The organism is Pseudoalteromonas sp. SK18, from assembly GCF_001974855.1.
GTDB lineage: Bacteria > Pseudomonadota > Gammaproteobacteria > Enterobacterales > Alteromonadaceae > Pseudoalteromonas.
Genome location: NZ_MTQB01000026.1, coordinates 38,404 through 54,293, shown reverse-complemented (window position 1 = coordinate 54,293; position 15,890 = coordinate 38,404). Strand labels below are relative to the sequence as shown.

Below are 15,890 nucleotides of genomic sequence, written 5' to 3'. Positions count from 1 at the left end.
ATAAATGGTCTAATCCCATTTAATTACATCTGTGCTTGCCTTGATGAACTGTGCCAGCCTGAGCCCGATATCGACAGCTTGTTACCCTGGAATTTTAAAACATAGGTGTAGTTCGCTAGACGCTCACTTTTTACAAGTGTATTGGGACCCAAACAGACAAGCCATTCAAGATAAAATATCAGCGACTGTGGTTATTCAAGGGAGTGTGAACCAAGTTGTAAATGTGCAAACAGTTGTAGATAAAGTGAAAGAGTAAAGCAATTAAAAAATATATGACCGAAGTAAAAACTTAAAATTAAAGTGCGATAATTATCTTACCGCGCTTTAATTTTAAATATTTCTTTTATCTTTTAGTTTTAGCCTAAACCCGACAACCCCCAACAACACCACAATTCCCCATACAAATACATTACCGTATTCGCTATACACGCCATCCCCTTGTATTAGCTTTATATTGGCTTTGAGTGTGGTAGCTTCAAACTGTGGCATAGTTAGTGTGTTTGGCTTATGAGGTCATATACACCGCTTATGCCGTTGTTGGTCACACGTACCAATGGGTGTAGTAGGCGGCTATATATCTTAAGGAAATAGTTATAGCTAAGTATGTTCACTTAACTATAACTGTTTATATGGAGGTTAAGGGATTACTTTAATTGCAATCGCATTATCGTCTTTACTATATTCCTCAACGTCCGATAGGTTACTTAATAATTGGTTAATTTGAGTTAATTGCTCGATAATTCGGTCTGATATTTCAGCGGTACTTTCTGCAATAGATGAGTTGTTACGTAAAACCGGTTCTACCTGTGAAAGTCCCTCATCAGCATGAGAAATACTGTCCGTTTGACGTTTGGTAGCCGAATCAATATCTTGTGTTAAATTAAGTAATTGCGACATATCCTTAACAATTAAATCTAAACGTCCCGCTACATCATTAACAGCGGATTTTCCAGATTCAACACTGCTAATAGAGGCTAAAATAAGAGTGCCAGTTTCTTGTGCTGCATTAGATGATCGTTGCGCCAGAGTTCTTACTTCATCAGCAACAACTGCAAAGCCACGACCTTGCTCGCCAGCTCTAGCAGCCTCAATTGCAGCATTAAGAGCTAATAAATTTGTTTGTGCTGCAATACCGTCAATTACCTGAATAACTTCACCAATCTCTTTGCTGGAGGTACTGAGTTGCTCTATAGTGTTAACCATCTCGCTCATAGCAGTGTTAGCCAATTCAACTCGTTCAACAATTTCGCTTGCGAATAACCTAACTTCGGCAACGCTGGTGGCATTTGCTTCAGATTGAGCTCGTACTTCCGAGAGTGACTGACTCATTTCTTCAACAGTGCTAAGTAATTCGGTTGTGCTTGATGCTAAGTTAATACCGACTTCGCTAACGGTACCTGCATCAGAGTTTAAGCTCTTAGACATACTCATGACGTGTTTATAAACGTTGGCAAGTGCCACTTTTTCGGTCACATCGGATACAACTTCAACATGGCCAATTTGTTGGCCTTTAGAGTTTGTTAGGTAAGATGTATTAACATCAAAGTCTTTATCCCATTGATGAAAATGAGTCTTAGGCTGGTTGTTACGTAAACATCTCACTCCACAATTAGGCGTTTGACAAATATTTGCCCCCCAGTTGTGACACGACATGCCCAATACATCCTCACGGTTTACTCCAAGAGGGGATGTGGCTGCTTTATTAACAAATGTCCAGTTCATATCAATATCGGTAACAGATAAAGGTAAAGGTACAGCATCCAATATTTGTTCATACCAATGATTTCTCTCTTGCATTTGCTGCTTTTGAAAAACCAATAGCAATAACATAGCTACCCCCAATGCCATAGAGGGAATAATTAAAAGTATATTAGGGTGATTACTTATGAAAATTTGAAAAGATAATAAAATCAACTGTATAGCTGTTAATATTATACCAATTAAAATACTGCGATTTACCATTTAAGCTAACTCCAAACAAAATAAAATCACCGCATGCTCAATTAATAGTGTAGCTAATAAATAGTAATGAGTGACAATTTCATAAATATTTTAAGTGACCGTTAAATTTAGTTTTGTATCTATTTGAAGCCTAAATTTAATTTTACTCATAGAAAATTACCTGAATGCTGAAGATTCAGACAATAAAAAAGATGGCGAGTTTACGTACTAATTCATAGCATAGCAATGCTTTTTTGTGATGTTGAATAAAGGAAAAAAGTGTGGTTTGTGCCTGCCTAAGACAGGCCTTTACTATTGATGCCTTTGTTTAAAAATACCGGACACTAAAGTTAATAAGACTAATATGAACCATACAAACATATTGCCGTGTTGGCTATACAGGCTATCCCCTTGTATTAGCTTTATATTGGCTTTAAGTGTGGTAGCTTCAAACTGTGGCATAGTTTGGCGTGTTTGGCTTATCGGGTCGTATACACCACTTATGCCATTGTTGGTAACACGTACTAGTGGACGCTGTAGTTCTAGGGCGCGCATGCGGGCAATTTGGATATGCTGGTGGGGGCCAATAGAATCACCAAACCAGGCATCGTTACTCACAGTAAATAGTAAATCAGAGTCGCTTTTATAATTACCCCGCACTAAATCGGCAAATACTATTTCGTAGCAAATGGCGGGCAGCAGGCTAAAGCCATTCGCACGTAAGTTATCTTGCACTTTATCACCGCGCGAGAACGATGACATAGGTAAATCAAATAACGGCGCTATGGGGCGGAGTATGTCTTCAAAGGGAACAAACTCTCCAATCGGCAGTAATTGGTGCTTTTGATAGCGGTTACTATCTAAGTAACGATAGTGGCCGTGTTCATCATTTTGCTCTTTGTTACCGACCACAATCAGGGTATTAAAAATGGTTTTAGTGTCGCGTTGGTAATCAACAATACCCGTTACTAGCGCGGTTTTATTAAATGAGGCGGCACTGTCTAAGCCTGCCAAGTATGAATCAGCAAGCGCTTCTATCTCAGGCACTGCGGCTTCAGGCCACACAATTAAATCGGCATCCCAGTGACGGCGCGTCATATCCTGATACTTACTCATGGTGGTCCAAAACTCACTAGGATCAAAGCGCAAGTGTTGTTTTATATTACCTTGTACAAGCAGCACAGACAGGTTTCTATCGGAGTAATTGGTTGTCTTTGTTAAGTGTGCGCCTGCGAAGGCAAGCAAAACCACAGTAGCGGTAACAACAGGCATTTTAAATTGTTTTTGGGTTAAGCTGTACAATGCAAACCCAATGGCAATACATAATAGCGTGAGCCCAAATTCACCAATAAAAGGAGCGAGGGCATTAAGTGGGCTATCAGTTTGTGTATAACCAAAGCTTAACCAAGGAAAACCAGTTAACAGCTTGGCACGCAAATATTCACTAATAGCAAAACAAGGGAGTAGTAGCGCGGCAAAGCTTATAGAGCCGCTCGAAAAGCGAGTGGTTGCCCACAGCGCCAACGCAGGAAATAACGCAAGGTAGCTGCACAGTAATACCATTAACGAAATGGAAGCGAACAGTGGCATACCGCCAAAGGTGGCGATAGAAACATGCACCCAACTTATACCGGCACCAAACCAACCTAGGCCAAATATAAAGCCATATTTAGCGGCGGTTTTAGCGTGTTTTTTTCCTGTGAGGTTTGCAGGGATACAAAAAAATAATGCGGCCAAACTAAAAAATACAATCGGCCAAATACCAAAAGGCGCGTAGCTAAAAGTTAAAACAAGGCCCGCAACTAGTGCGAGCCATGCTTTTTTATCTTTTGCTAGTAGGGTGGGGCTAGTTAGCAGTTTCTTCACTGTCGTTATCATCAGCCTTAGGAATGGTGACTTGCAGTTGCAATATACGACGATTATCAGAGTTAGTTACTTTAAACTGAAATCCTTCTATATCGATGGTTTCGCCACGACTCGGCATATGGCCAAAGGCATGCAATACAGTACCACCAATAGTGTCGGCGTCTTGTGAGCTGTAACCTGATTTAAAATGCTCGTTAAAGTCATCTACAGGGGTTAATGCCTGCACAACGTAAACATGCTTAGCCAGTTGACGAATATCTTGTTGTTCTTCTTCTTCATCGTGCTCATCTTCGATTTCGCCAACAATGATCTCAAGAATATCTTCAATGGTTACTAAACCCGATACACCGCCGTACTCATCAATTACAATCGCCATATGGTAGCGTTGCTGACGAAATTCATTAAGCAGGGTATCAACCCGTTTACTTTCAGGCACTACCATAGCAGGGCGTAAATAATCACGTAGCGATGGTAAATGCTCATCTTTATTTAAAATGAGGGGTAATAAGTCTTTTGCGAGTAAAATCCCTTCTACATGGTCTTTATCTTCACACACCACCGGAAAGCGAGAGTGGGTAGAGTCAACCATCATAGGTATATGCTCTTCAAGCGGGCTATCAATTTCCAAAGTGACCATTTGTGAGCGCGGGATCATAATATCTCGCACTTTAAGCTCAGACACACCAAGCACACCTTCAATCATTTCTTTGGTTTCAGGATCGATTACATCCCGCTCTTGGGCATCGGCAATTACCTCAACCAGCTCTTCTCTATTCTGGGGTTCCCCTTGCAGCATGTGGGTTATACGGCCCAGCCAAGTCCTGCCAGAAGAACCCTGGCTAGATTGCGAGTTATCGTCGCTCATTACGTCTAATTGCTCCGTTTATTTAAATATCGTCCCAGTATGGGTCTGCTATGTTTAGTTCAGCAAGTAATTGCTTTTCTATACTTTCCATCTCTAACGCATCTTCACTCTTTATATGGTCAAATCCAAGTAAATGCAAGCATCCATGAATAACCATATGAGCAAAGTGGTCATGAAATGACTTTTCTTGCTCTTGCGCCTCAGCCAAAACAATGGCTGGGCAAATAATTAAGTCACCCACAAGTGGGATATCAATACCCGGTGGCGCTTCAAATTCAAATGATAATACGTTGGTAGGCTTATTTTTACCTCGGTAGTCATTATTGAGCTGTTGCGACTGTTCCTCATCGCTGATGACAATGGTCAGCTCTGACTCGTCACGATATTGGCTAAGCACTTTATCGGCCCACATGGCAAACTGCTCGAGGCTAGGTAAGTTGTCAAACTCACACGCTATTTGTAAATCAAGTTCTGTTTTCACGGTGTTACTCTTTAGTCGCAGGTTGCTCTTGAGCGGCGAGCGCTTCTTTGGCTTGTTGTTTCTCTAATCGCTTAAGACGCTCACGTTCATCGTTGCGCTCATACGCTTCTACAATGCGGGCTACTACAGGGTGGCGTACTACATCGTGCGATTTGAAAAAATTAAAGCTAATTTCATCAACGCCATCTAACACTTCAATAGCATGACGAAGACCAGAGCGCGCGCCACGAGGTAAATCAACTTGGGTTATGTCGCCGGTGATCACCGCTTTAGAATTAAAGCCAATACGGGTTAAGAACATTTTCATTTGCTCTGTGGTGGTATTTTGGCTTTCATCTAAGATAATAAACGCATCATTAAGTGTGCGGCCGCGCATATAAGCCAGTGGCGCAATTTCAATGATGTTTTTTTCAATTAGCTTTTCAACACGCTCAAAGCCAAGCATTTCAAATAAGGCATCGTAAAGTGGGCGTAAGTAAGGGTCTATTTTTTGGCTTAAGTCACCCGGTAAAAAACCGAGTTTTTCACCCGCTTCAACCGCAGGGCGAGTGAGCAATATGCGGCGTATTTCTTGGCGCTCTAGTGCATCAACTGCCGCTGCAACTGCAAGATAGGTTTTACCTGTACCTGCAGGGCCAATACCAAAGGTAATGTCGTGGTGCAAAATATTAGCAACATACAAGCCTTGGTTATCGTTTCGCGGTTTAATAACGCCACGACGGGTTTTAATCATCATTTCTTTGCCATAGGCGCTACTAGAGGTGTCTTGCTCAAGCGCTTTAGACTCAGTGATGGCTAAATGTACGTTGTCAGGCTCAATTTCGCCAATTTCTCCACGCACAGGCTGAGTATCAATATAAAGGTTTTTTAAGATCTCTACCGCGCCGGCGCTACTGTGTAGTTTACCGGTTACTTTGAAAAAGTTGTCACGATGAATAATTTCAACACCTAGACGGCGTTCAATTTGTTTGATGTTTTCGTCAAACGGGCCACATAATGAAGAAAGGCGTTTGTTGTCGGCAGGTTCTAAATAAATCTCTAATGTTTTTAACTGATTACTCAAAATTACTTCCTATTACAGTGCGCCAGCGTTAACTGGCGCAATGAATTTTTGCAACTAAGGTACGAAAGTAGCAACGCCAATTTCGTTAGCTGTCTCGGTTTTTTGCTCACTCGCTGCTTTAGTTAAAATAGCAGAAGGCGCAATTTCGCGGCGTAAGTTCATTTCTGATTCTGTACGAACTAAATCGCCACGTAAAGAGTTTGGTAGTGCCTCGGTAATACGTACATCAACAAACTGACCGATCACTGTGTGTGGGCCAACAAAGTTAACTACACGGTTGTTTTCAGTACGTCCACGTAGTTCCATTGGGTTCTTCTTAGAAGGACCTTCAACTAAAATACGTTGTTCGGTATCAAACATTTGGCGGCTAATTTGCTGCGCCATTTGTGTAATACGGTTTTGTAATAAGTACAGGCGCTCTTTTTTCTCTTGCTCGGTCACGTCATCTGGTAAATCGGCCGCTGGCGTACCTGGGCGTGCACTGTAAATAAAGCTAAAGCTCATATCAAAACCAATATCGTTGATAAGGTTCATGGTGGCTTCAAAATCGGCCTTGCTCTCACCTGGGAAACCTATGATGAAATCTGACGACATGCTTAGGTTAGGGCGAATTTTACGTAGCTTACGAATAGTTGATTTGTACTCAAGTGCAGTATGGCCGCGTTTCATTAAATTTAAAACACGGTCTGAGCCACTTTGTACTGGAAGGTGTAAGTGATCAACCAGCTCTGGTACATCGGCATACGCATCAATAATGTCGGGAGTAAACTCTACAGGGTGTGAGGTGGTGTAACGAATACGGTCAATCCCGTCAATTGCGGCTACTAAACGAATGAGGTCTGAGAAATAGCAAATTTCACCATCGTGTGTATCACCACGGTACGCATTTACGTTTTGACCTAATAGGTTTACTTCACGTACGCCTTGCTCGGCTAACTGTGCAACTTCTAATAGCACGTCATCAACAGGACGGCTCACTTCTTCACCACGAGTGTAAGGTACAACACAGAAAGTACAGTATTTAGAACAACCTTCCATAATTGATACAAACGCAGAAGGACCTTCCGCTTTTGGCTCTGGTAAGCGGTCAAATTTTTCAATCTCAGGGAATGAAATATCAACAACTGATGACCCTTTGTTACCTTGCACTTGTTTAATCATTTCAGGTAAACGGTGCAAAGTTTGTGGACCAAAAATAACATCTACAAACGGCGCACGTTGGCGAATTGAATCACCTTCTTGTGATGCTACACAGCCGCCTACACCAATAATAAGGTCTGGTTTGTCATCTTTTAATAACTTCCAACGGCCTAGTTGGTGAAATACTTTTTCTTGGGCTTTTTCACGAATTGAACAGGTGTTAAGTAAGATAACATCAGCATCAGCAGCTTCTTCAGTTAGCTGATAGCCGTTGGTAGCATCTAGAAGATCAGCCATTTTCTGAGAGTCGTATTCGTTCATCTGACAACCCCAGGTTTTAATATGCAGCTTTTTGCTCATTGAAATATAGCCTCGTGTTCAATTCGATAGTGGCACAAACATGTGCTAGAAACAGGTATAAGTGGCGTAACTATTAAAATTTCGCTCGACTTAAAGGACGCGTATTTTAGCTGGATACACGCTCAAAACCAAGTATAGATTTCATGTTTGTGATCTGAAATCAATATAGTATGGGTTTAATAAGAGAATTAAGCGAAGCGCTCACACTGAGCAAACTAATTACGATACAATCGAAGCAGAGTTAAGTCAGAATTAAAATGATGAAAAACATGGCTAAAAATAATGTAATTATAGTAGGGGGCGGCATGGTTGGTGCCGCCATGGCTATTAAATTAGCGCAACAAGGCAAAGCCGTACGTGTTATTGAAAAACACCCAATAGACGCATCACAGGTACTTAGTAGTGATGATGTTGATATTCGTGTTTCGGCTATTAATCGCTTTTCTGAAAAGCTGCTTGATCAGCTCGGTGCAATGCCATTACTACGAGTAAATAGGTTGGCTCCCTATGAACAATTAGAGACTTTTGAGCGTGGTAACGATCATTTATTATTTGATTGTCATGCTATTAATACCACCCATTTAGGTCATTTAATTGAGAATAAGCTAATTCAAGCCAGTTTATGGCAGCAATTTGAGCAACATAATATTGAAATGATTAATCCTTCATCGGCTTTAACGGCAATAGAGCAAAACCTTGATAGCATTACCTTGCACTATAACGAGCAAAGCTATACGGCCGATTTAGTCATTGCAGCAGATGGTGGACAATCACAATTACGCAGTAAAGCCAATATTGGCATAACAGGCTGGCAATATCAGCAGCATTGTATGGGCGTATTAATAAAACTAGACGCCCCACAACAAGTAAAAACATGGCAGCAGTTTACACCTTCGGGGCCTGTTGCGTTTTTACCTATGCAAGCACCCTACGCAAATTTAATTTGGTATGACGATGCAAATACCCTCAAAGCATTTAAAGATCTATCGCCTAGTGCATTAAAGGCTCAGATTGTTGAAAAGTTTCCAAAGCTTGCTGGTGATTTTGAAGTACAAAGCCATGCTATATTTCCTCTAGCAAGGCAGCATGCCAATAATTATTCACAAGGCAGACTTGTTTTAGTGGGTGATGCGGCGCACACCATTAATCCTCTGGCAGGACAGGGTGTTAATTTAGGCTTTCAAGATGTAGCTGCTTTAGCTGAAGTGTTACGTACAGCTGATGATGTAGGGTGCCCGCTAATGCTTAAAGAATACGAGCGTAGTCGTCGTAACGCTAATTTGTTAATGATGAGTATGATGGATGCTTGCTACTTTGGTTTCTCAAATCAAATAGCCCCATTAAAATGGGCGCGCAGCACATTTTTAAAGTTAGCTAATAATACAGGGCCGGTAAAAAACTGGGTGCTGAAATACGCAATAAGCGGTGAGCTTAGTTAAAATACTTATAGTTATTAAAAGGCTCAAATTTGGGTCTTTTTTTATATCTGAAAAAAGTGGTATTGGGTTATAAAAGTAGAAAAAGAATTAAAGATATAAGTTAGATAATTGGAATTTAGGGTAAATCGTGAAGTGTAATCAAAGACGTGTGCAAATTGGCTGGGATACCAGGATTTGAACCTGGGAATGCCAGGATCAAAACCTGGTGCCTTACCGCTTGGCGATATCCCAACTCTAAATTTGGATGAGTTTTAGTTCTAGTTAAGAACATGGTGCGGAAGGAGAGACTTGAACTCTCACATCCTAAGATACTGGAACCTAAATCCAGCGCGTCTACCAATTCCGCCACTCCCGCATACAGGCTTATATTTATACTCTTAACAGAGTTTTCTTATACAACGCTCTTTGGTAGAAGAAGTTGGCTGGGATACCAGGATTTGAACCTGGGAATGCCAGGATCAAAACCTGGTGCCTTACCGCTTGGCGATATCCCAACTAAGAAATTGCTGATAGTTTTAATTCTTATCAAGAATATGGTGCGGAAGGAGAGACTTGAACTCTCACATCCTAAGATACTGGAACCTAAATCCAGCGCGTCTACCAATTCCGCCACTCCCGCATACAATTTTATATTTAGACTCCTAACAGAGTATTTCTTAATTCAACGTTCTTTGGTAGAAGAAGTTGGCTGGGATACCAGGATTTGAACCTGGGAATGCCAGGATCAAAACCTGGTGCCTTACCGCTTGGCGATATCCCAACTAAGAAATTGCTGATAATTTTAATTCTTATCAAAGAATATGGTGCGGAAGGAGAGACTTGAACTCTCACATCCTAAGATACTGGAACCTAAATCCAGCGCGTCTACCAATTCCGCCACTCCCGCATTATCACTTTGAATTAATCAAAGAAATGGTAGTTATTTTAAACTCTTCATTGAGTTGCAATTTAACTCTTGCAGAGCCACTTCTAGAAAAGAAATGGTGGCTAAGACGGGATTTGAACCTGTGACCCCATCATTATGAGTGATGTGCTCTAACCAGCTGAGCTACTTAGCCATTGTTGGCTGGGATACCAGGATTTGAACCTGGGAATGCCAGGATCAAAACCTGGTGCCTTACCGCTTGGCGATATCCCAACAATAAACAATTGATAGTTTTAATTCTTATCAAGAACATGGTGCGGAAGGAGAGACTTGAACTCTCACATCCTAAGATACTGGAACCTAAATCCAGCGCGTCTACCAATTCCGCCACTCCCGCATTATTGCTTTGAATTAATCAAAGAAATGGTAGTTATTTTAAACTCTTCATTGAGCAACAAAAAATAAATGGTGGCTAAGACGGGATTTGAACCTGTGACCCCATCATTATGAGTGATGTGCTCTAACCAGCTGAGCTACTTAGCCATCTTTTTTGTTAGCACTTCATCGCTGAGTGCGGGGCGTATTATGCTGATATGCCCCAAATTCGTCAACACCTTTTTTGCAAAAAAACACTTAAGTTGGTTTGTTTGCAGGAAAAATAGGCTAACCGGCTACTTTTTAATTAAAACGTTGCTTTTTTAACACTCTTTATGAGCTGAGTATTATAATTTTAGCTTTGCTTTACGTTTGAAAGCTTATTACTAGGGTAGACTAATATTCGGCTGAAAATAAAAAAGGCCCGTAAAAACGAGCCTTTTAAAACAATTAGCCACTCAAGGTGGCGCAGTGATTAATTATACGTTGAACAAGAAGTTCATTACATCGCCATCTTTAACAATGTATTCTTTACCTTCTTGACGCATTTTACCTGCTTCTTTTGCACCGCTTTCGCCTTTACAAGCAATAAAGTCATCAAAAGCAATTGTTTGCGCACGGATAAAGCCACGTTCAAAGTCGGTATGGATTTTACCTGCAGCTTGTGGCGCTGTTGCACCCACAGGGATAGTCCATGCACGAACTTCTTTTACACCCGCAGTAAAGTAGGTTTGTAAGTGCAGTAATTCATAACCGCCACGAATAACAAGGTTAAGCCCTGGCTCTTCAAGACCAAGGTCAGCCATAAACTCTAACTTGTCTTCATCTTCAAGCTCTGAAAGCTCAGACTCGATGGCAGCACACACAGGTACTACAACCGCATCTTCAGCGGCAGCTATTTCACGCACACGATCAAGTAGTGGGTTATTTTCAAATCCATCTTCTGCTACGTTTGCAATATACATCGTTGGCTTGATGGTTAAGAAGTTAATAGGTGCAATTGCTGCTTTTTCTTCTTTTGTTAGTGCTAAAGAACGTAAAGTTAAGCCTTCATCAAGATGTACTTTTACTTTTTCAAGTACTGCATTTTGCTCTTTTGCGTCTTTATCACCGCCTTTTGCTTTTTTTGCATTACGGAAAATTGCTTTATCAGCACTGTCCATATCAGCAAGCACAAGCTCAGTGTTGATCACGTCAATGTCGTCCGCAGGGTCAATAGTACCCGCTACGTGAATAACGTTTTCATCTTCAAAACAGCGAACTACATGGCCAATCGCATCTGTTTCACGAATATTTGCTAAAAACTGATTGCCTAGGCCTTCACCTTTCGATGCACCTTTAACTAAACCTGCAATATCCACAAATTCCATACTTGTTGTAAGAATGCGTTGTGGGTTAACAATTTTAGCAAGTTCGTCTAGGCGAGGATCTGGCACCGGTACCACACCTGTATTAGGTTCAATGGTACAAAAAGGAAAGTTAGCGGCTTCAATACCCGCTTTAGTCAATGCATTGAAAAGTGTTGATTTACCAACATTAGGCAAGCCAACGATGCCACATTTAAAACCCATAGTAAGATACCTTGTTTAGATTCGTTTAAAACGTGTGTACGTATACCCTAAAAAGTTAGGGCTTAAACGAATGTAGTCTGTTTTGTGCTTTTAACACACCGTCTTTAGCAAGTATTTCCATACAACGAACTGCTTCATCAACTGCGGCATCCATTTTTTCTTGATCTTCCTTGGCTGCTTTTCCAAGCACCCAACCGGTGACCATTTCACGATGTCCAGGATGACCAACACCTATGCGTAAGCGCATAAAGTCTTTTTGATTTGCCATTTTTGCAATAATGTCTTTTAAGCCATTATGACCGCCATGTCCGCCGCCTTTTTTTAATTTAGCAACGCCCGGGTCTAAATCCAATTCATCATGGGCAACAAGTATGTCTTCCACTGGGATTTTAAAAAAATTGGCTAAACTACTCACCGCTTTGCCACTTAAGTTCATGTAAGTGGTGGGGATCAGTAATTTGAATTCTTTGCCTTGAATAATCACTTTGCCAGTAAGGCCGTGATATTTAGGGTCGTGTTTTAGCGTGCAGTTGTAGCGTGCAGCGAGTTCTTGAATGAACCAAGCACCTGCGTTGTGGCGTGTATTTGCGTATTCGGGGCCTGGATTAGCCAGGCCCACAAGCATTTGAATAGAATTCAAGGTGCGAGACCTTAAATATTATTCTGCAGCGTCTGAAGCGTCGTCTTCAGTTGGAGCTGCTTTGTTAGCTTTGATAGTAACGATAGACTGATCGTGGCCTTCGCCTTTACCAAGCTCAACAGATTGAACACCTTTAGGGAACGCAAGATCTGTAAGGTGGATTGAATCACCAGCAACAAGATCAGAAACGTTAACTTCGATGAATTCTGGAAGTGACTTAGGAAGACAAGAAATTTCAACTTCAGTTAACTGGTGAACAACAGTTGCACCTAACTTAGTTACTTTATCTTCACCGATGAAGTGTAAAGGAACCTTAGTTACTAGTTTGTGAGTTGCGTCTACACGTTGGAAATCAAGGTGAGTAAGCTTAGGCTTGAAAGGGTGACGTTGGATATCTTTTAAGATAGCTTCAACTTTCTCGCCACCTACATTCAATGTAAGAATGTGAGTGTAAAAGCCTTCGTCTTCTTGTGCTTTGATCATATCTTTATGTTCAAAAGTAAGCGATAAAGCTTCTTTATCAGCTCCATAAAGGATTGCCGGCACTTTGTCTTCGCGACGTAGGCGGCGGCTCGCACCAGTACCAGTTTCTACGCGAAGTTCAGCGTCATAAGTATAAGTTGTGTTAGACATAATGTCTCCAATAATTAAAAGTGTTAGGGCCTTTGCGACCAAGGTCCCTAGCCAAAAGGCGCGCTATCATACCACCGCGGGTTTATAAAATAAACATCGCTTACAAAAAAAGCGCCAAAAGGCGCTTTTATACTCATTAATGTTTAACTTTAGTGTTCAAACATTGCCGAGATAGATTCTTCGTTGCTAATGCGACGAATAGTCTCTGCTAACATATCTGCAAGCGTTAATACTTTAACAATATCAAGTGCTTTTAGTTCGTCAGACAGTGGAATTGAGTCAGTTACAATTACCTCATCAATCACAGAGTTACGTAAGTTTTCTGCAGCCGTACCAGAAAGAATTGGGTGAGTAGCGTAAGCAAATACACGTTTAGCGCCATGTTCTTTAAGGGCTTCAGCCGCTTTACACAATGTACCACCGGTATCAATCATGTCATCAACAATAATACAATCGCGGCCTTCAACGTCACCAATAATATGCATTACTTGAGAAACGTTAGCTTGAGGGCGACGTTTATCAATAATAGCTAAGTCGGTATCGTTTAATAGTTTTGCAATTGCACGGGCACGTACAACACCACCAATATCAGGTGATACAACTACCACGTCATCAAAGTCGCGGTTTTTCATATCTTCTAATAATACTGGGCTACCAAATACGTTATCCACTGGTACATCGAAGAAGCCTTGGATTTGCTCAGCGTGTAAATCAACCGTAAGAACGCGGTCAACACCTACACTTGATAAGAAATCCGCAACCACTTTAGCTGTAATTGGTACACGCGCAGAACGAACACGACGATCTTGACGAGCATAACCAAAGTAAGGAATAACAGCAGTGATACGACCGGCAGATGCACGGCGTAGCGCATCAACCATAACGATAAGTTCCATCAGGTTATCGTTAGTGGGAGCACAGGTTGATTGTAAGATAAAAACATCCGAGCCACGAACATTTTCATTAATTTGAACACTGATCTCACCGTCACTAAAACGGCCAACAACAGCATCGCCTAATTCAATATATAAACGTTTTGCAACTTTTTGAGCTAGGTCAGGTGTTGCGTTACCAGCGAAGAGCTTCATGTCAGGCACGGTAGGGTTCCTCAGGCACTGAATTTTTGGACTAACTTACATTGAATGAACAAAGTAGGTTAACTTGTGATTACTTGTACGTTACTTCATTTATCAATGATGGCGGCTAACTCCGTGTGAGCAGGAGAAGTATTAACGCTTGAAGCGATAAACCCCTGCCAAGTATGGGGGAGGTTAGCAAGTACATCTTGTGCTTGAACTTGGCTAGCAAATTCAACAAAACAACATGAACCTGTTCCGGTCATCTTTGATGGGGCGTATTTTAGCAACCACTGCAGGGTTTTTTCAACCTCGGGACACAGCTTTTTCACTAAAGGCTCACAATCGTTAGTTAAAATCTGCTGTTGCCAGTCACCTGAAAGCTTAGGTGTGTCGCGTTTTAAATCCGGGTGAGTAAATATTTTTGCAGTGCTGACATGCTGGTTTGGAAAAACAACGCAGTACCATTTTTGTGGCAGTTTAACATACTCTAATTGCTCGCCAATGCCATGCGCTATGGCACTTTTACCTTTAATGAATACAGGTACGTCTGCACCGAGTTTTAACCCTAAATCTGCAAGTTCATCTGATGTAAGGGCAGTATTCCACAGAGTATTAAGGGCTAAAAGTGTTGTTGCTGCATCGGATGAACCGCCACCAACGCCTCCGCCCATAGGCAAACGTTTGGTTAAATTTATTTTTGCACCTACATTCACTTTACACTGAGTTTGTAGTAACAACGCTGCCTTATAAATCAAGTTGTCCGTTAACGCAATGTCATGAGTGTCGCCGCTAATACTAATATTTTTATCATTACTAAGCGTAAAATGGAGTTCATCGCCATAGTTCAAAAATGTAAACAGGGTTTCTAATTCATGATAGTCATCATCGCGGCGACCATTAATATGTAAAAATAAATTTAGCTTAGCTGGGGCAATCAGCGAAAATTCACAGAGAGTATTCATAATTAGTTAAACTGCCAATCGTAGAGTTTGATTTTAATTTTAATCTTTTGATGGGTTAAGGTTAAGGCGTTTGGCAACCAAAAACCGTGTTTTTGCACATAACTGGTGTAGTTTATTTGCCATTTTTTGCCATCGCCATCAAACCATAACACGCTTCTAGCACGGCCTAACTGGTCAACGTCTAAGGTTTGATCGTCAATAGTCGCTTTTAACCACTGACCGGCGTTATTAACCGGCAAAGTAAACCCCGTTAAGCGCTGTAAAAGTTTACTCGCATTAGTATCAAAAAACTGTTGATCATCAAATATTAATTCAGCGCCCATTGCGGTTTGTTTGAGCGATAAAATCCGGGTGCCAATAAATGTGGTTAACACTAAATGATTGCTATTTTGTGTTTGTTGCCAATTTAAGTTGGCAGATTGACGTTCATCAGGGCTAATAAACGCTAATTTACCTTCCACCTGCCAAGTTTTTTGTTCGCTAAGGCGTAACTTCCAGTCTTCGTAAGTTTTTGTATTATAGTTGTTTTTATTAGCGCAGCCCGTTAAAAACACAAATAACAGGGTTAAAATAAAATATTGTCGAGTCAAATGTTGTTCCTTACTTTCCA

At 41.1% G+C, this 15,890-nt stretch carries 13 protein-coding genes, 10 tRNA genes and 2 pseudogenes; 2 read left to right on the top strand and 23 right to left on the bottom strand.

Going from position 1 to position 15,890, the window contains the following annotated elements:
* Window positions 1-127 precede the first annotated feature (127 nt).
* Window positions 128-256: pseudogene (locus BW139_RS18610) on the top strand (RDD family protein); the annotation flags it as partial.
* 74 nt (window positions 257-330) lie between these two features.
* Here the strand turns inward: BW139_RS18610 and BW139_RS18390 are convergent.
* From BW139_RS18390 to miaB, 7 genes and pseudogenes are all read right to left on the bottom strand, one after another.
* Window positions 331-566 (bottom strand): annotated as a pseudogene (locus BW139_RS18390) (apolipoprotein N-acyltransferase); the annotation flags it as partial.
* Between the two features lie 70 nt (window positions 567-636).
* On the bottom strand, window positions 637-1,830 hold the full coding sequence (locus BW139_RS15830; protein ID WP_158307809.1) for a methyl-accepting chemotaxis protein: 1,194 nt from the start codon (window positions 1,828-1,830) through the stop codon (window positions 637-639).
* A gap of 423 nt (window positions 1,831-2,253) precedes the next feature.
* Window positions 2,254-3,807: an apolipoprotein N-acyltransferase gene (gene lnt / locus BW139_RS15825; protein WP_175611420.1), complete on the bottom strand. Its 1,554-nt coding sequence runs from the start codon at window positions 3,805-3,807 to the stop codon at window positions 2,254-2,256.
* Window positions 3,788-4,672, bottom strand: coding sequence for a CNNM family magnesium/cobalt transport protein CorC (gene corC, locus BW139_RS15820; RefSeq protein ID WP_036934272.1), 885 nt, complete (start codon window positions 4,670-4,672; stop codon window positions 3,788-3,790). The genes lnt and corC overlap by 20 nt, the downstream gene beginning before the upstream one ends.
* A 22-nt stretch (window positions 4,673-4,694) precedes the next feature.
* Window positions 4,695-5,153 (bottom strand): rRNA maturation RNase YbeY, encoded by a 459-nt coding sequence (gene ybeY, locus BW139_RS15815; protein ID WP_076920293.1) that lies wholly within the window; start codon window positions 5,151-5,153, stop codon window positions 4,695-4,697.
* A 4-nt stretch (window positions 5,154-5,157) separates the two neighbouring features.
* Window positions 5,158-6,216 (bottom strand): PhoH family protein, encoded by a 1,059-nt coding sequence (locus BW139_RS15810; protein ID WP_024601601.1) that lies wholly within the window; start codon window positions 6,214-6,216, stop codon window positions 5,158-5,160.
* Window positions 6,217-6,270: 54 nt separating this feature from the next.
* Window positions 6,271-7,716 carry a tRNA (N6-isopentenyl adenosine(37)-C2)-methylthiotransferase MiaB gene (miaB, locus tag BW139_RS15805; protein WP_076920292.1) on the bottom strand — a complete coding sequence of 482 codons (1,446 nt, stop codon included), beginning with the start codon at window positions 7,714-7,716 and terminating at the stop codon, window positions 6,271-6,273.
* A 257-nt stretch (window positions 7,717-7,973) separates the two neighbouring features.
* On the opposite strand from miaB, the gene BW139_RS15800 reads away from it, so the two are divergent.
* Complete coding sequence (locus BW139_RS15800) at window positions 7,974-9,155, top strand: FAD-dependent oxidoreductase (RefSeq protein WP_076920291.1); 1,182 nt, start codon at window positions 7,974-7,976, stop codon at window positions 9,153-9,155.
* A 156-nt stretch (window positions 9,156-9,311) separates the two neighbouring features.
* On the opposite strand, the gene BW139_RS15795 is transcribed toward BW139_RS15800, so the two are convergent.
* The 16 genes from BW139_RS15795 to lolB form a co-directional block, all read right to left on the bottom strand.
* Window positions 9,312-9,386: transfer RNA gene (locus tag BW139_RS15795), tRNA-Gln, on the bottom strand.
* A 39-nt stretch (window positions 9,387-9,425) separates the two neighbouring features.
* Window positions 9,426-9,510: transfer RNA gene (locus tag BW139_RS15790), tRNA-Leu, on the bottom strand.
* A 64-nt stretch (window positions 9,511-9,574) separates the two neighbouring features.
* Window positions 9,575-9,649: transfer RNA gene (locus BW139_RS15785), tRNA-Gln, on the bottom strand.
* 40 nt (window positions 9,650-9,689) lie between these two features.
* Window positions 9,690-9,774, bottom strand: a tRNA-Leu gene (locus BW139_RS15780).
* 66 nt (window positions 9,775-9,840) lie between these two features.
* Window positions 9,841-9,915: transfer RNA gene (locus BW139_RS15775), tRNA-Gln, on the bottom strand.
* A gap of 41 nt (window positions 9,916-9,956) precedes the next feature.
* Window positions 9,957-10,041 (bottom strand) — tRNA-Leu (locus tag BW139_RS15770).
* A 95-nt stretch (window positions 10,042-10,136) separates the two neighbouring features.
* Window positions 10,137-10,213, bottom strand: a tRNA-Met gene (locus BW139_RS15765).
* Between the two features lie 5 nt (window positions 10,214-10,218).
* A tRNA-Gln gene (locus tag BW139_RS15760) sits at window positions 10,219-10,293 on the bottom strand.
* A gap of 39 nt (window positions 10,294-10,332) precedes the next feature.
* Window positions 10,333-10,417, bottom strand: a tRNA-Leu gene (locus BW139_RS15755).
* Window positions 10,418-10,486: 69 nt separating this feature from the next.
* Window positions 10,487-10,563: transfer RNA gene (locus tag BW139_RS15750), tRNA-Met, on the bottom strand.
* Between the two features lie 311 nt (window positions 10,564-10,874).
* Window positions 10,875-11,966: a redox-regulated ATPase YchF gene (ychF, locus tag BW139_RS15745; protein ID WP_008115165.1), complete on the bottom strand. Its 1,092-nt coding sequence runs from the start codon at window positions 11,964-11,966 to the stop codon at window positions 10,875-10,877.
* Between the two features lie 55 nt (window positions 11,967-12,021).
* Window positions 12,022-12,606 (bottom strand): aminoacyl-tRNA hydrolase, encoded by a 585-nt coding sequence (pth, locus tag BW139_RS15740; RefSeq protein ID WP_008115166.1) that lies wholly within the window; start codon window positions 12,604-12,606, stop codon window positions 12,022-12,024.
* Between the two features lie 18 nt (window positions 12,607-12,624).
* On the bottom strand, window positions 12,625-13,239 hold the full coding sequence (locus BW139_RS15735) for a 50S ribosomal protein L25/general stress protein Ctc (protein WP_008115167.1): 615 nt from the start codon (window positions 13,237-13,239) through the stop codon (window positions 12,625-12,627).
* A 149-nt stretch (window positions 13,240-13,388) separates the two neighbouring features.
* Window positions 13,389-14,336: a ribose-phosphate pyrophosphokinase gene (locus BW139_RS15730; RefSeq protein WP_008115168.1), complete on the bottom strand. Its 948-nt coding sequence runs from the start codon at window positions 14,334-14,336 to the stop codon at window positions 13,389-13,391.
* A gap of 86 nt (window positions 14,337-14,422) precedes the next feature.
* Window positions 14,423-15,280, bottom strand: coding sequence for a 4-(cytidine 5'-diphospho)-2-C-methyl-D-erythritol kinase (ispE, locus tag BW139_RS15725; RefSeq protein WP_076920290.1), 858 nt, complete (start codon window positions 15,278-15,280; stop codon window positions 14,423-14,425).
* A 2-nt stretch (window positions 15,281-15,282) separates the two neighbouring features.
* On the bottom strand, window positions 15,283-15,870 hold the full coding sequence (gene lolB, locus BW139_RS15720; RefSeq protein ID WP_083708681.1) for a lipoprotein insertase outer membrane protein LolB: 588 nt from the start codon (window positions 15,868-15,870) through the stop codon (window positions 15,283-15,285).
* Window positions 15,871-15,890: the final 20 nt, after the last annotated feature.

Coding starts and splice junctions, on each gene's coding strand:
- BW139_RS15830 (WP_158307809.1), bottom strand. CDS start 1,830: ATGTTATTGCTATTGGTTTTTCAAAAGCAGCAAATGCAAGAGAGAAAT.
- corC (WP_036934272.1), bottom strand. CDS start 4,672: ATGAGCGACGATAACTCGCAATCTAGCCAGGGTTCTTCTGGCAGGACT.
- miaB (WP_076920292.1), bottom strand. CDS start 7,716: ATGAGCAAAAAGCTGCATATTAAAACCTGGGGTTGTCAGATGAACGAA.
- BW139_RS15800 (WP_076920291.1), top strand. CDS start 7,974: ATGATGAAAAACATGGCTAAAAATAATGTAATTATAGTAGGGGGCGGC.
- ychF (WP_008115165.1), bottom strand. CDS start 11,966: ATGGGTTTTAAATGTGGCATCGTTGGCTTGCCTAATGTTGGTAAATCA.
- BW139_RS15735 (WP_008115167.1), bottom strand. CDS start 13,239: ATGTCTAACACAACTTATACTTATGACGCTGAACTTCGCGTAGAAACT.
- ispE (WP_076920290.1), bottom strand. CDS start 15,280: ATGAATACTCTCTGTGAATTTTCGCTGATTGCCCCAGCTAAGCTAAAT.